15 protein-coding genes are annotated in these 13,810 nt (G+C 63.1%); 5 read left to right on the forward strand and 10 right to left on the reverse strand.

Annotation, left to right across the window (positions count from 1 at the left end; translation table 11 throughout):
• Positions 1 to 89: 89 nt before the first annotated feature.
• Positions 90 to 692 (forward strand): NADPH-dependent FMN reductase, encoded by a 603-nt coding sequence (locus O1Y97_RS20335; RefSeq protein WP_318762173.1) that lies wholly within the window; start codon positions 90 to 92, stop codon positions 690 to 692.
• An 11-nt stretch (positions 693 to 703) separates the two neighbouring features.
• On the opposite strand, the gene O1Y97_RS20340 is transcribed toward O1Y97_RS20335, so the two are convergent.
• Complete coding sequence (locus O1Y97_RS20340) at positions 704 to 1,069, reverse strand: response regulator (protein WP_318762174.1); 366 nt, start codon at positions 1,067 to 1,069, stop codon at positions 704 to 706.
• Entirely contained in the window at positions 1,062 to 2,114 is a 1,053-nt protein-coding gene (locus tag O1Y97_RS20345; RefSeq protein ID WP_318762175.1) for an HWE histidine kinase domain-containing protein, read from the reverse strand. The genes O1Y97_RS20340 and O1Y97_RS20345 overlap by 8 nt, the downstream gene beginning before the upstream one ends.
• Positions 2,115 to 2,567: 453 nt before the next feature.
• On the opposite strand from O1Y97_RS20345, the gene O1Y97_RS20350 reads away from it, so the two are divergent.
• The gene (locus tag O1Y97_RS20350; protein WP_318762176.1) at positions 2,568 to 3,056 is read left to right on the forward strand and encodes a GNAT family N-acetyltransferase; all 489 of its coding nucleotides are present in this window, start codon (positions 2,568 to 2,570) and stop codon (positions 3,054 to 3,056) included.
• 17 nt (positions 3,057 to 3,073) lie between these two features.
• Here O1Y97_RS20350 and O1Y97_RS20355 read toward each other — a convergent pair whose 3' ends face one another.
• Entirely contained in the window at positions 3,074 to 3,817 is a 744-nt protein-coding gene (locus tag O1Y97_RS20355; protein ID WP_318762177.1) for an SDR family oxidoreductase, read from the reverse strand.
• A 98-nt stretch (positions 3,818 to 3,915) separates the two neighbouring features.
• Here O1Y97_RS20355 and O1Y97_RS20360 point away from each other — a divergent pair, with 98 nt between their 5' ends.
• A complete protein-coding gene (locus O1Y97_RS20360) occupies positions 3,916 to 4,821 on the forward strand; it encodes an AraC family transcriptional regulator (protein ID WP_318762178.1) in 906 nt (301 codons plus the stop codon).
• A 67-nt stretch (positions 4,822 to 4,888) separates the two neighbouring features.
• On the opposite strand, the gene era is transcribed toward O1Y97_RS20360, so the two are convergent.
• The 7 genes from era to rpoZ all read right to left on the reverse strand — a co-directional run bounded on the left by era (position 4,889) and on the right by rpoZ (position 11,470).
• Positions 4,889 to 5,818, reverse strand: a complete 930-nt coding sequence (gene era, locus O1Y97_RS20365) for a GTPase Era (protein WP_318762179.1) — start codon at positions 5,816 to 5,818, stop codon at positions 4,889 to 4,891.
• Entirely contained in the window at positions 5,815 to 6,537 is a 723-nt protein-coding gene (gene rnc, locus O1Y97_RS20370) for a ribonuclease III (RefSeq protein WP_318762180.1), read from the reverse strand. Before rnc ends, era begins: the two co-directional genes overlap by 4 nt.
• 2 nt (positions 6,538 to 6,539) lie before the next feature.
• On the reverse strand, positions 6,540 to 7,286 hold the full coding sequence (lepB, locus tag O1Y97_RS20375) for a signal peptidase I (RefSeq protein WP_318762181.1): 747 nt from the start codon (positions 7,284 to 7,286) through the stop codon (positions 6,540 to 6,542).
• A gap of 77 nt (positions 7,287 to 7,363) precedes the next feature.
• A complete protein-coding gene (gene acpS, locus O1Y97_RS20380; RefSeq protein ID WP_318762182.1) occupies positions 7,364 to 7,780 on the reverse strand; it encodes a holo-ACP synthase in 417 nt (138 codons plus the stop codon).
• Between the two features lie 232 nt (positions 7,781 to 8,012).
• On the reverse strand, positions 8,013 to 8,591 hold the full coding sequence (pyrE, locus tag O1Y97_RS20385) for an orotate phosphoribosyltransferase (protein ID WP_108609978.1): 579 nt from the start codon (positions 8,589 to 8,591) through the stop codon (positions 8,013 to 8,015).
• A gap of 43 nt (positions 8,592 to 8,634) precedes the next feature.
• Positions 8,635 to 10,866 (reverse strand): RelA/SpoT family protein, encoded by a 2,232-nt coding sequence (locus O1Y97_RS20390; RefSeq protein ID WP_108608781.1) that lies wholly within the window; start codon positions 10,864 to 10,866, stop codon positions 8,635 to 8,637.
• 208 nt (positions 10,867 to 11,074) lie between these two features.
• Entirely contained in the window at positions 11,075 to 11,470 is a 396-nt protein-coding gene (gene rpoZ, locus O1Y97_RS20395) for a DNA-directed RNA polymerase subunit omega (protein ID WP_108608782.1), read from the reverse strand.
• 280 nt (positions 11,471 to 11,750) lie between these two features.
• Here rpoZ and O1Y97_RS20400 point away from each other — a divergent pair, with 280 nt between their 5' ends.
• Positions 11,751 to 12,332: a LabA-like NYN domain-containing protein gene (locus O1Y97_RS20400; RefSeq protein WP_318762183.1), complete on the forward strand. Its 582-nt coding sequence runs from the start codon at positions 11,751 to 11,753 to the stop codon at positions 12,330 to 12,332.
• Positions 12,332 to 12,991, forward strand: coding sequence for a uracil-DNA glycosylase (locus tag O1Y97_RS20405; RefSeq protein ID WP_318762184.1), 660 nt, complete (start codon positions 12,332 to 12,334; stop codon positions 12,989 to 12,991). The genes O1Y97_RS20400 and O1Y97_RS20405 overlap by 1 nt, the downstream gene beginning before the upstream one ends.
• Positions 12,992 to 13,810 lie beyond the last annotated feature (819 nt).

Raw genomic sequence — 13,810 nt, forward strand, 5'->3', positions numbered from 1 at the left:
AGAATCTATACCATTCCTCCCAAATTCCGTACGGCTATGTTGATGGCTGACGGCGCATCCGCGCTGCCAACTCTTCTCAGAGGCTTGCCATGTCGCCGTCCCCGCTCAAGCTGCTTGTCATCACTGCCAGCGTCCGCGAAGGGCGGTACGGGACCGTCGTCACGCGTTGGTTTGCCTCTCACGCACGCAACAATGAGACGTTTGAGACGACGTTCCTCGACCTTGCGGAAGTCCAATTGCCCGAACAATTGCCGCCGACGATCGAGGCGCTGAGCACTGCCGAGGGCAGATCTCCGGAAATGCGCGAGCTGTTTGCCAGGCTCGACGACGCCGAGGCCTTTGTCATCGTCACGCCGGAGTACAATCATGGCTACACGGCCTCGATCAAACATCTCATCGACTGGCATTTCTCGCCGTGGAGGTGCAAGCCCGTGGCATTCGTCTCCTATGGCGGGATCTCCGGAGGCTTGCGGGCAGTGGAACAGTTGCGGCTGGTCTTTTCCGAAATGCATGCCGCCACGCTGCGGGATAGCGTAAGTTTCGACAGATTTTGGGACAAATTCGACGAAACAGGCGCGCTCATCGATCCGCAAGGGCCGGATCAAGCTGCCGCAGCACTCCTCGAAACGCTGTCCTGGTGGGCGTTGACGCTTCGCCGAGGCCGCGCGCAGTTGCCTTACCGTGCGGGTTGACCGATTGCCAGCTAGCCCGGCAGCAGGCGGGCAAATATCTCGGCCAGTTGCTTGTCCATGAACGGCTTCTTCAGAAGGGGCCGGTCGCGGTAGCCATCCCTCATCTCGTGGCCGCTGTAGCCCGTCGAGAAAACAAAAGGCACGCCGCGCGCGGCAAGCGCGTCGGCCACGAAATAGGTCTTGTCGCCGTTCAGGTTCATGTCCAGCATGGCCGCATCGAAATCGTGCGCCTCGATGAGGGCGAGCGCCTGCTTGACCGTGGCGGCAGCGGTCACCGACTCGCATCCGAGGTCGGCCAGCATGTCTTCGATCATGATGAGCACGAGCATCTCATCTTCGACGACAAGGACGCGCCGGTCACAAAGCAGCTTAGCCATCGCGGGCACCGATCGGTGCGGGAAAGTTGATCGTGCAGACCACGCCGTCCGCCCGGTAATCGAGGTCAACCGCGCCATCCAGCTCATGTGCCAGGCCGCGCTCAAGCACCCGCGAGCCAAACCCTTTCCGGGACGGCGGCATCACGGACGGGCCGTCCTTCTCCTGCCAGCACAGGACAAGCCGATCGCCCTCGGGAGGCGGCTCGATCGTCCATGAAATCAGGACTGAACCAATGTTGTTGGAAAACGCGCCGTATTTCACGGCATTGGTCGCAAGCTCATGGAAGGCGATGCCGAGTGCGAGAGTAACTTTGGGCGAGACGCGGATGTTGCTGCCCGTGATGACAAAGTGTTCCGAGCGGCCGTTCGCAATCCCGAACGGCTCCAAAGCCCCCTTGATCAGATCGAGCAACCCCGCACCTTCCCAGTTCTCGCGGGTTAGCAGGTCGTGCGACCGGGAGAGCGCGAACAGGCGCGACTCGATGGACTCCCGGATCACTTCGGGATCGGAGGTATTCCGCAGTGCCTGCCAGACGATCGACTGCACCGTGGCAAGCGTATTCTTTACCCGGTGATTCAGTTCGTCGATGAGCATCCGCGACTGGGCCTGCTCCTGCTTGTGATCGGTGAGGTCGACGAGGGAGGCGAAATGCTGCACGACATCGCCACGCTCATCCCTGACCGGGCTGATGAGGATTGCCGACCAGAACCCGCTGCCGTTCTTGCGGCGGTAGCAGATTTCCGAACCGCCAGTGACGTCGCCCGCAAAAGCAGCTTCGATGCGCGCCAAAGAATCGACATCGGTGCCGCACGCCATCAGGAAGTTGAAGCTTTGGCCGAGCAGTTCCTCCCGGGCATATCCGCTTAGCTCGAGAAAGGCGTCATTGGCGAAAATGATCGGATTGCCGGGCTCTTTCGCATCGGTAAAAACCATCGCCATGCGTGTCGTTTCGGCAGCAACGACGAACGGCCCAAGATCCCTCCGAAAGCTGTCGACCTCAGCTTCAGCGACTATCTGGCCTTCGGATTTGATACGTTCAGCCATGCCTCAGCTTCATTCGATTGGCGGCAGGCCGCAGCTTACTCCGAACAACAAGCGGCAATGTTTGCCGCCAAGCTCGCTCTTGAAAGCGTTGATCAATACCAGCGACCGCGGCCGAACCAGCCGCCGCCCAGCAGAACAAGTACGATAAGTATGATGAGAAGGGTGGTGGTATCCATGTGAGTCTCCTGGAGAGTGCTCTTGGACCTCTCGCCACTCTTTTCACGAAGCGGTAGGTTGCCTGTTCATCGCACTCCAACTCCAAATAACGCTCCACATGCTTTCTTGTTCCAATAAAACAGGGACTTTGGCGCTCTATTCGCACTAATATTTTTCAGCTTTTGACCGCCAACATGGCGGCTTCTGGATCACGCCTTCCCAAACATCGAATCATCCTTTATTCGCGGCTTGCTTTTACCGGACAGAATGGATCGAGACGTGATCAGGCCAGCCAACTTGACGGATGCTTCCAGTCTCGCAGCGCTCGGCCTGGAAGTCTGGCTGAACACCTATATTCGCAATGGCGTCAACGCGTTCTTCGCCGACTATGCGCTGAAGCATTTCACCGCCGCACGTTTCGAAGAGATACTGACGCAGGCAGACCAGACCATCCTGGTCTCGCAGAATTCCGTCGGCATCGACGGTTTCATCCATGTCGCGTCAGGCGCGCCCGCACCCGTGCCGGCATGCTCCGATCTCGAAATTGCGAAGCTCTATGTTCAACCCCGGCACCAGGGCTCAGGCGCGGGCGGACGATTGCTGGATGCCGGTTTGCGGTACTGCGCGTCAACCGGACGACCCGACGTCTGGCTCGCGGTCAATGCGGAAAACGAACGCGCGACCGCGTGCTACCTGCGAAAGGGTTTTGCCAAGGTCGGCGAAACCCGCTTCCAGATCGACGACCGGTCCTACCCGAACCACGTGCTGCGGTACGATCTGGTCTAGACAGGCGCACGCACCGTTCAGCTTGCGCGCGCCAAGGCCACCGCGTCCGGCCCCGCCGGAAAACGGAGCTGTCCTGAAACATCGTTCGCGGCCTGCCAGACGGCTTCGGCGACGTCGGTTTCCTTCGTCACCATCGCGGGTGTCGCGAACCCGGCGAAGATCGGCCTTGCGAACGCGGCATAGGCCTGGGGAATGAGATCCTCAACGCGCAGCTCCGTGTTGTGGGCAAAGCGCGTGCTTGGCGCATAGCCGGGCTCCACCAGTTTCACCCGCACGTCGAAAGCGCCGAGCTCATGGGCCAGCGATCCGGTAAAACCCTCGATCGCCATCTTGCTTGCGGTGTAGGCTGCGGCGAGCGGCATCGGGGCGAGCGTCACGCTTGAAGTGACGTTGACGACGACGCCCGATCTAAGTGCGCGGAACTGCGGGATCACCGCCTGGGTCATCGCCATCACGCCGAAAGTGTTGGTCTCGAACAGCTTGCGCACATGCGCCATCGGCATCGCCTCGAAGGCGCCGACGAGGCCGATGCCCGCATTGTTGACCAGCACGTCGATCGGGCCACTGGCGTCGAGCGCTGCGGCAATACTTTCGTCATTGGTTACGTCGAGCGGCAAAATACGCATCCGCTCCGAACGCGGCAGGATGTCCTGGCGCGGATTGCGCATGGTGGCGACGACGTTCCAGCCCCGGGCATGGAAGTGGCGGGCGGTCTCGAGGCCATAGCCTGAAGAACAGCCGGTGATCAGTGCGGTTTTCATGGACTTTTTCCTGATTGATGTTGACGCCATGAAAATACCGTCCAAAATCCGGACTATCATCAATCTAAAGTCCAGAATTTGTTGGCTATGGTCCTGATATGACCGACCCTCTTGCCCAGGTCATCGAACTGCTCCAGCCGCGCACCGTGTTCTCGAAGGGGATCAGCGGCGCGGGACGCTGGGGTGTCCGCTATTCCGAATTCGGGCAGCCCGGCTTCTGCGCGGTCATCGAAGGCAGCTGCCGCCTTTTCGTCGACGGTGAAGTGCCTGTAACGCTCGAACAGGGCGACTTCGTGCTTTTGCCCGCAACCCCTGCCTTCACCATGTCCGGTTTCGAGCCGGTGACGCCAAGGCGGATCGATCCCAGGGCGACGCCGGCACCGACGGAGGAGGTCCGACACGGCCGGCAGGATGGCCCTGTCGATGTCCGCTTGCTCGGCGGCTATTTTCTCTTCGGCTCTCCCGATGCGGCACTGCTGGTGTCGCTGCTGCCGGCGATGGTCCACATGCGCGGGGTCGAGCGGCTTTCGACGCTGGTGCGCCTCGTCGGCGAGGAAGCCAGCCAGCAGAATGCCGGCCGCGATCTCGTGCTCGGCCGCCTCGTCGAAATCCTGCTGATCGAGGCGTTGCGGGCAAGCCAGGCAAAGGGCTCGCCGCCGGGCTTCCTGCGCGGGTTGGCCGATGCGAGGGTGTCAGGGGCGATAAGGCAGATGCACGGCGATCCGCAGCGGCCGTGGACGGTGGCCGAACTCGCCGGCGAAGCCGGCCTGTCGCGCTCGGCCTTCTTCGACCGCTTCACGCGCACCGTCGGACTACGGCCGATGGAATACCTACTCGCCTGGCGCATGGCGCTCGCCAAGAACCTTCTCGGCAGCAAGGACATCGCGCTCGATGAAGTCGCCCGCCAGGTTGGCTATGGCTCGGCAAGCACCTTCAGCACCGCCTTCAGCCGTCATGTCGGGCAATCGCCGGGCCGCTACGCGCGCAGCGATCGGGCACGATGAAAAATCGGCCGCCCTTCAGGTGCCTGTCGGTGATCGTGAGGAGATCTCTACGGGGCCTAGCCCGGCCTCAGTGTGGGAAATCCAGCCCCATTTCGCGGTAGCGCTCGGGGTCGTCGCCCCAGTTCTCGCGCACCTTGACGAACAGGAACAGGTGCACCTTCTGCTCGAGGATGCCGGCGATTTCCATGCGCGAGGCCTGGCCGATGGCGCGGATGGTCTCGCCCTTGTGGCCGAGCACGATCTTCTTCTGGCTGTCGCGCTCGACAAAGATGACCTGCTGGATGCGCACGGAGCCGTTGGGCAGCTCTTCCCACTTCTCGGTCTCGACATGCGACGAATAAGGCAGTTCCTGGTGCAGGCGCAGGTACAGCTTCTCGCGCGTGATCTCGGCTGCCAGCTGGCGCATCGGCAGGTCGGAGATCTGGTCCTCGGGATAATACCAGGGCCCTTCGGGCAGGCGCTTGGCCAGGAAGTCAAGCAAATCCTTGCAGCCCGAACCGGTCAGCGCCGAAACCATGAAGGTGCTTTCGAAATCGACAGCCTCATTGGCAGCCGAGGTCAATTTCAACAGCACCTCGGGATTGACCCGGTCGACCTTGTTGAGGATCAGCACCTTGGGCTGGCGCACGTCCTTGAGCCGTTCGAGGATGGCGGCTGCGTCGCCCTTGATGCCGCGTTCGGCGTCGATCAGCACCAGGATCACGTCGGCATCCTTGGCCCCACCCCAGGCGGTGGTCACCATGGCGGTGTCGAGCCGGCGCTTCGGCTTGAAGATGCCGGGCGTGTCGACAAAGACGATCTGGGCATTGTCGTGGGTGGCGATGCCGCGCACGATGGCACGCGTTGTCTGCACTTTGTGGGTGACGATCGACACTTTGGCGCCGACAAGCTGGTTGACCAGCGTCGACTTGCCGGCATTCGGCGCGCCCAAAAGGGCAACGAAGCCCGAGCGGGTGGCACCCGTTGCAGGCGTAGCGGTCTCAGGGGCATCGGTCACGATGCGGTCTCCTCGTTCTTCCATACGCCCTCGCGCACCAAAAGGGCGGCGGCGGCATTCTGCTCGGCCTCGCGCTTGGAGCGGCCGGTACCGGTGGCGGGCAAAAATTTGCCGACCCGCACGCTCACCGAAAAGACGGGGTCGTGATCCGGGCCGGTGCGGCTTTCGATCTGGTAGGCAGGCACTGCTGTCGACGCCTGGTGCGCCCATTCCTGCAGTTCGGTCTTGGGGTCGCGGCGCGCCGCGCCCGCGGCTTCGGCACGCGGTTTCCAGAATTTGTGGATGAAGCGCTTGGCGGCATCCAGTCCGCCGTCGAGATAGATGACGGCAAGCAGCGATTCCAGCGCATCGGCGCGCAGGTTGACGCGCTTGCGCTCGGCGAGGTTGCGCACCTCGGAGCCGGCGCGGATCAGTTCGGCGAGGCCGATCTCGTCGGCGATCTGGGCCAGCGCCTCGGCATTGACCAGCGCGTTGAGCCTGACCGACAGCTCACCTTCGGGCGCGTTCGGGAAATCGGCCAGCAGCATGTCGGCAACCGCCAGCCCGAGCACCCGGTCGCCCAGGAACTCGAAGCGTTCGTAGTCGACGCCGGCATTGGCGCTGCGCGCGCTGCCATGCGTCAGCGCCCGTTGCAGGCGCTGATGGTCGCGGAAGATGTGGCCGGTGCGGAGTTGCAGCGCGTCGGCGAGTTCCGTTGCGGTGAGCCGCTTGCCTGCCATGCCTATCGGACGAAGTTGAACAGGCGCGAGGCGCGCATCTCGGTCGGCCACTTCCAGATTTCCAGCGGGCTTGCGCCGTTGGCGATCGAGAAGAAGATGATGTTGGCGCGGCCGACGAGGTTTTCTCCCGGCACGAAGCCGACATTGAAGCGGCTGTCGGTCGAATTGTCGCGGTTGTCGCCCATCATGAAGAAATGGCCTTCGGGCACGACGAACTCGCGGGTGTCGTCGCCGATCGAATTCGGCGTCAGGTCGAGCGTGTCGTAGGACACGCCGTTCGGCAGCGTCTCGCGGTAGACGTCGACCGGGCGATTGACCTCGGTGATGTCGGGATTGTCGATCTGGCCGACCTTCTCGCGCGCAACGGCCGCACCGTTGATGTAGAGCTGGCCTTCCTTCATCTGGATGCGGTCGCCCGGCAGGCCGACGACGCGCTTGATGTAGTCGAGCGAAGGATTTGGCGGGAACTTGAAGACGACGACGTCGCCGCGCTCGGGATCCGAGCCGAAGATGCGGCCGGAGAACAGGTTGGGCGACAAGGGCAGCGAATAGCGCGAATAGCCGTAGGCCCACTTGGTGACGAACAGATAGTCGCCCTCGAGCAGCGTCGGCCGCATCGAGCCCGAGGGGATCGAAAACGGCTGGAACAGCAGCGTCCGGATCACCAAGGCGAGCAGCAGCGCCTGGACGATGACGCTTACGGTCTCGCCGAGCCCGCCGGACTTCTTCTGTTTTTCAGCCACGCTCATGTCGTCCTCGATTGTAGGTCGCGATGGGTATAAGGGCTCGCCGCCGCCGGGGCAATGTCCCAGCCGCCGCCAAAACCCTAAGATAGTGGCGGTTGTTCGACCGGCACCGCCTCGATGATCACAAAGGCTTGTGCGAGGGGAAAATCGTCGGTGATGGTCAGGTGCACCACCGCGCGATGCCCGCCCGGCAGCATCGTTGCCAGCCGCTTCGCAGCTCCCCCCGTCAGTTCCATCGCCGGGCGCCCGCCGGGCAGATTGACCACGCCCATGTCGCGCCAGAACACGCCCTCGGCGATGCCGCAGCCGAGCGCCTTGGAACAGGCCTCCTTGGCGGCGAAACGTTTGGCATAGGAAGCCATCCGCCCGCGGCGCCCTTCGGCCCTCTCCTGCTCGACCTCGGTGAAGATGCGCTGGATGAAGCGCTCGCCGTGACGGGCGATCGATTTCTCGATCCGCCTGATGTCGACGAGGTCGCTGCCGATTCCGATGATCATAGGTTCAGCCCTACGCGGCACGTCTCACCGGCGAGGCGCGACGCGGACGCCCTCCTCTCCCCGTTCTTCACGGGGAGAGGGTAAGGGTGAGGGGCAATCTGGCAACGTCTGCGCCGCCCCTCATCTGCCTGCCGGCATCTTCTCCCCGTGAAGGACGGGGAGAAGACAGCCGTCCGCAACGCCGCTTCCCGTTCTGCACCGATGGGCGCGATCAGCCTCACCGCCATCCGCCTCAGATATTCCGGCTGCCCGGCTTGACCGCCGGGATAGCCGCCAGTTCAGGCGGCAGCTGGTCGGCCGGATAGGCCGGGACCTCGTATTCGGCGAGGGCAATCAGCGGCACGCCGACATCGGTCTTGCCGGCCGAACGGTCTATGATGCAGGCCGCTGCCACCACTTCGGCGCCGAGTTCGCGCAGGCACGCAATAGTCTCTCGGATCGACAGGCCGGTGGTGACGATGTCCTCGACGATGACGACGCGAGCGCCCTTCTCGATCTCGAAGCGGCGCAGGCGGAAGGTGCCCTGCTCGCGCTCGACCCAGATCGCCGGAACCTTGAGGTGGCGCGAGGTCTCGTAGGCCGGGATCAGCCCACCGATGGCCGGTCCGACGACATAGTCGATGTCGCCCTTCACTTCGGCGCGGATCTTTTCGGCCAGCGCCTTGCACAGCACTTCCGTCTTGTCGGCATGCATGAACACCCGCGCCTTCTGCAGGAAGGTCGGGCTGCGCAGGCCGGAGGTCAGGATGAAATGGCCCTCCAGCACGGCACCCGCCGAGCGGAAGATGTCCAGGACGTCGCTTGTCTGCATCGGTTTCGTCTTTCCTGTCATGCGTCCAGCCGCCTGCCTGTCGTCAGCCGTTGACGCGGCGGGCATCGCTGACGCTGGTGTTGTCCTTGAGCTGGGAGATCAGCCGGTTCAGGTGCTTCAGGTCCCAGACCTCGAGATCGAGCAGCATCTCGGTGAAGTCGGGGGCAGTGCGCACCATCGACAGCGTGTGGATGTTGGCATCGTTGGCCGCCACCACCTGGGCGATGTCGGCAAGCGAGCCCGGAGCATTGATCGCCGTCACCGTCAGGCGTGCCGGGAAGCGTTCCTTCGAGCCCTCGTCGAGGTCCCAGCGCACGTCGATCCAGCGCTCCGGCTGGTCGTCGAAGGCCATCAGCGACGGTGACTGGATCGGATAGATGGTGATCCCCGAACCCGGCTGCATGATGCCGACGATGCGGTCGCCCGGCACGGCACCCTCGGGCGCAAAGCGCACCGGCAGGTCGCCGCTGACGCCGCGGATCGGCACCGCAGGACCCCAGCGCTTGCTTTCCTTGCGCGGCGGCGTCGACGAACGGCCCGGAATCTGGAACAGCATGCCGGCGGCATTGCGGATCTTCGACCAGCCTTCCTCGCGCGGCTTTGCCGTCTGGGTGACGCGCTCTTCCTTATAGTCGGGGAATACGGCGCGGACGACGTCGTTGGAGGCCAACTCGCCACGCCCGACGGAGGCCAAAACATCCTCGATGTCCTTGCGCGCCAGCCGATGCAGCACCGATTTCAGGCTGTCCTTGGAGAACTTCTTGCCGGCACGCTCGAAGGTACGTTCGAGGATGCGGGTGCCCAGCCCCGAATATTGCTTGCGGATGGCGTTCTTGGTCGCCCGGCGGATCGCCGAGCGTGCCTTGCCGGTGACAACGATCGATTCCCACGCCGCCGGCGGCACCTGGGCCTTGGAGCGGATGATCTCGACCTCGTCGCCGTTCTTGAGCTCGGTCATCAGCGGCATCACCCGGCCGTTGACCTTGGCGCCGACGCAGGTGTCGCCGACATCGGTATGCACCGCATAGGCGAAATCGATCGGCGTCGCCCCGCGCGGCAGGGCGATCAGCATGCCCTTCGGGGTGAAGCAGAAGACCTGGTCCTGGAACAGCTCGAGCTTGGTGTTCTCGAGGAAATCCTCGGGATTGTCGCCGTCTGCCAGTTGCTCGATCGTCCGCCTGAGCCAGCCGTAGGCGTTGGTTTCCTTGGAGATCTGGTGCCCGACGCCATTGGTCTTGGGCACGTTGTCCTTGTAGATAGAGTGCGCAGCGACGCCGTATTCGGCGATCTTGTTCATCTCGCGGGTGCGGATCTGCAGCTCGATGCGCTGGCGCGACGGACCGACGATGGTGGTGTGGATCGAACGGTAGTCGTTCTGCTTGGGCGTCGAGATGTAATCCTTGAACCGCCCCGGCACCATCGACCAGGTGGTGTGGATCGCGCCGAGTGCGCGATAGCAGTCCTCGACGCCGTCGACGACGACGCGGAAGCCGAAGATGTCGGACAACTGCTCGAAGGACAGCGCCTTGGTCTCCATCTTGCGGAACACCGACCACGGCTTCTTCTGCCGGCTCTTCACCGTCGCCTTGAGGTCGTATTTCTCGAACTGTGCCGACAGCGCCTTTTCGATGTCGGCGAGCACGCCCTTGTTGCGTTCGGAGAGATCGGCCAGCCGCTCGGTGACGGTACGATAGGCCTCTGGATTGATGTAGCGGAAGGCGAGCTCCTCGAGCTCCTCGCGCATGCCCTGCATGCCCATGCGGCCGGCCAGCGGCGCATAGATGTCCATCGTCTCTTCGGCGATGCGCAGGCGCTTGCTCTCCGGCACATGGTGCAGCGTGCGCATGTTGTGCAGGCGGTCGGCCAGCTTGACCAGCAGAACGCGCACGTCCTCGGAAATCGCCAGCAGCAGCTTGCGCAGGTTTTCCGCCTGCTCGGCCTTCTTGGAGACGAGGTCGAGCTTCTTCAGCTTGGTCAGCCCCTCGACCAGCCTGCCGATGTCGGGGCCGAACAGCTCGTCGATCTCGGCGCGCGTCGCACTGGTGTCCTCGATCGTGTCGTGCAGCAGTGCGACCGCGATCGTCGCCTCGTCGAGATGCATGTCGGTGAGGATCGCCGCCACTTCGAGCGGATGCGAAAAATAGGGATCGCCCGAGGCGCGGCGCTGATGGCCATGCTTTTGCATGGCATAGACATAGGCCTTGTTGAGCAGCGCCTCGTTGACGTCAGGCTTGTAGCGCTGGACGCGCTCGACAAGCTCATACTGACGCATCATGGGCGGCTTCCCGGAACTCGAAATGAATCATGCGCCGCAAGGGCTTGCGACGCATGTCATAGATAAACACTGATATGGCGGCGCGGAAGTGCCGATTGGCCGGTTTGGCGCGAGTTTAGCTCGACGCGAGGCCTTTTTGGGAATTCGCCCTGCCGGAAGCGGAGAAAGCCGCCTCAGGTGGCCGGCAGGGTAGAATTCTCAACAGGTCTCAGTAGTCGTCGCTCTTCTCGGGCGCCACCAGGCTCTCGATGCCGGCGAGCAGGTCTTCTTCCGACATGCGGTCGAAGTTGATGTTCTCTTCCGGCTCATCGCTGTCGACGGCGGAAGCCGTGGTCTGGTCGGCAGCCTCGGGCGCCTCCGGCTCCGGCTCGTCGACCTCGACGTGCTTCTGCAGCGAGTGGATCAGGTCTTCCTTGAGATCGTCTGGCGAAAGCGTCTCGTCGGCGATCTCGCGCAGCGCCACGACCGGGTTCTTGTCGTTGTCGCGGGGAAGCGTGATCTGCGCGCCCTGCGAGATCTGGCGGGCGCGATGGCCGGCGAGCAACACCAGCTCAAAGCGGTTGTCGACCTTGTCAATGCAGTCTTCAACGGTTACGCGGGCCATGAAGTGCCCCTTTCATGCATGGATTTGACGGAAAGCTGGCGCGTGCATTAACCTGAAAGGCCGCGCAATTCAAGCGTGAAGCCTGCTTTGCCTTCCAAGCGACAGCGTCGCGCCACCAACCCACCCACAATTATTTTACCGCTTCACAACCCTGCCCCTCTTGGAATGATCCACCGCGGGCGATATTTGCCGCATGGGGCAAGTCATTGATTTGGGGAGAAACCGGACGCTCGATATCGACGTATTTGGCGACAGCCTATTTCAACAAGGAAATTTTCCTATGTTTGATCCGCGCGAGAAAATCGCACTCTTTATCGACGGAGCCAACCTTTACGCGACCTCCCGTGCGTTGGGCTTCGACATTGACTACCGCAAACTTCTCTCCACCTTCCAGAAGCGCGGCTACCTGCTGCGTGCCTATTATTACACCGCCCTTGTCGAGGATCAGGAATACTCCTCGATTCGCCCGCTGATCGACTGGCTCGACTACAACGGCTTCAAGGTCGTCACCAAGCCGGCCAAGGAGTTCACCGACGCCACGGGGCGACGCAAGATCAAGGGCAACATGGACATCGAGCTGACCGTCGATGCCCTGGAACTGGCCGATGTCGTCGACCACTATGTCATCTTCTCCGGCGACGGCGATTTCCGCACGCTGGTCGAAGCACTGCAGCGCCGCGGCCGCAAGGTCAGCGTGATCTCGACCATGGCTTCGCAGCCGCCGATGATCTCGGACGATCTGCGCCGCCAGGCCGATCATTTCATCGACCTGATGACGCTCAAGGCCGATATCGGCCGCGAACCCTCCGAGCGCCCGGTCCGCAAGGTCGACCCGGTCGAACCGGCGCCCGACGACGTTTGATGCTGTCGTCGCCCCTGCCCGTCGATCCCGACCGGGATTGCCCGCTCTGCCCGCGCCTGCATGATTTCATTGCCGGCTGGCGGCAGCGCGAGCCGGGCTGGTACAACGCGCCCGTGCGCTCCTTCCTGCCCCCGGAAGGCGAGGAGGCCGTACGCTTCCTCATCGTCGGGCTGGCGCCGGGAGTGCGCGGGGCCAACCGCACCGGGCGGCCCTTCACCGGCGACTATGCCGGCGACCTGCTCTACGCCACGCTGAAGCGCTTCGGTATGGCGCGCGGCGTGTTCGAGGCGCGGCCCGACGACAGCCTCGAACTGATCAGCACCGCGATCACCAATGCGGTGCGCTGCGTGCCGCCCGACAACAAGCCGGTGGGCGCCGAGATCAACACCTGCCGCACCTTCCTGGTGCCGACGATCGCGCGCTTTCCCAATCTGAGGGCGATCCTGACGCTCGGCGCGATCGGGCACCAGTCGACGGTGCGTGCGCTTGGCGCGCGTGTCGCCGCCGTTCCCTTCAAGCACGGCGCGCGTTGCGACGTGGGCAATCTCGCAATTTTTTCGAGCTATCACTGCTCGCGCTACAACACCAATACGGGTGTGCTGACGGAAGAGATGTTCGTCAATGTTTTCCGCGACGTAGCGGAATTCTTGCGGACCTAAATCCTGCCTCCCCGCAGTTGGTTCAGCGCAAAAAAGCCCGACTGCGCACGGGTTTCGGCCTTTTGGCTAACCGCGCATTGCGACGCCGGCCGGGAAACGAGGCTTCGCAGGGCCGAGCCTCATCGCACTTGTTTAGCCGGATGATCAGTTGGCACTAGGGCTGGAGTGTGGGGATAGAGTTTCCCCGTTCGCGCAATTTTTCTGAACCGTGGCGGCAGCTTCAATGTCACGGCATGGATCCCCGGGTCTCCGCACGTCGCTTCGCTCCTGCTCCGCCCGAGGATGACGAAGGCATTGAGCCCGTCGCAAATCGTAGACGGCGGCGACTGGCAGGAACATGCGGAAATTGTTGGCAAATGGGCAGATGCTAGTCGCCGACGTTGGCGATTGGCTGCGGCCTCAACGCCTTCGTCATCCTCGGGCGGAGCAGGAGCGTAGCGACGTGCGAAGACCCGGGGATCCATGCCGTGAAGTTGACGCAGCCGCCACAGTCCAATCAGAGCCAAAAATTCCGATGCTGCCTGTCACCATCTGTCAGCATCCCGCGTGGATAGCCGCGCCTGTTTTTCCACGCCCCTCTCCACCTCCCGTATCCTCATCCTCGCGATCTTCCACGGGACCCCGGTGCGCACCGGGCAGCGGGGGGAAGCGCCGGTGCCGGGCTGGCAGGAGGTCGGATCTCCTGCTGGGTGATGAGCCCCCAAGTCCGGGCCTTGCGGCGGCTGGCGGTGAAAGCCGAGGCGACTGAGCGGGGCAAGCAACCGGGCGGGGCGCGAACGTCGCGCCACTAACTTACAATCGGAAGGCACGGCCTCGCGC

The sequence above is a fragment of the Aminobacter niigataensis genome, from assembly GCF_946995915.1.
Classification (GTDB): Bacteria; Pseudomonadota; Alphaproteobacteria; order Rhizobiales; family Rhizobiaceae; genus Aminobacter; species Aminobacter niigataensis.

Bases quoted from the DNA above. Each gene is read 5' to 3' on its own strand.
- O1Y97_RS20360 (WP_318762178.1), top strand. From the start codon at position 3,916: ATGACCGACCCTCTTGCCCAGGTCATCGAACTGCTCCAGCCGCGCACC.
- O1Y97_RS20400 (WP_318762183.1), top strand. From the start codon at position 11,751: ATGTTTGATCCGCGCGAGAAAATCGCACTCTTTATCGACGGAGCCAAC.
- O1Y97_RS20335 (WP_318762173.1), top strand. From the start codon at position 90: ATGTCGCCGTCCCCGCTCAAGCTGCTTGTCATCACTGCCAGCGTCCGC.
- O1Y97_RS20355 (WP_318762177.1), bottom strand. From the start codon at position 3,817: ATGAAAACCGCACTGATCACCGGCTGTTCTTCAGGCTATGGCCTCGAG.
- O1Y97_RS20390 (WP_108608781.1), bottom strand. From the start codon at position 10,866: ATGATGCGTCAGTATGAGCTTGTCGAGCGCGTCCAGCGCTACAAGCCT.
- O1Y97_RS20405 (WP_318762184.1), top strand. From the start codon at position 12,332: ATGCTGTCGTCGCCCCTGCCCGTCGATCCCGACCGGGATTGCCCGCTC.
- acpS (WP_318762182.1), bottom strand. From the start codon at position 7,780: ATGATCATCGGAATCGGCAGCGACCTCGTCGACATCAGGCGGATCGAG.
- rpoZ (WP_108608782.1), bottom strand. From the start codon at position 11,470: ATGGCCCGCGTAACCGTTGAAGACTGCATTGACAAGGTCGACAACCGC.
- pyrE (WP_108609978.1), bottom strand. From the start codon at position 8,591: ATGCAGACAAGCGACGTCCTGGACATCTTCCGCTCGGCGGGTGCCGTG.
- rnc (WP_318762180.1), bottom strand. From the start codon at position 6,537: ATGGCAGGCAAGCGGCTCACCGCAACGGAACTCGCCGACGCGCTGCAA.
- lepB (WP_318762181.1), bottom strand. From the start codon at position 7,286: ATGAGCGTGGCTGAAAAACAGAAGAAGTCCGGCGGGCTCGGCGAGACC.
- O1Y97_RS20340 (WP_318762174.1), bottom strand. From the start codon at position 1,069: ATGGCTAAGCTGCTTTGTGACCGGCGCGTCCTTGTCGTCGAAGATGAG.
- O1Y97_RS20345 (WP_318762175.1), bottom strand. From the start codon at position 2,114: ATGGCTGAACGTATCAAATCCGAAGGCCAGATAGTCGCTGAAGCTGAG.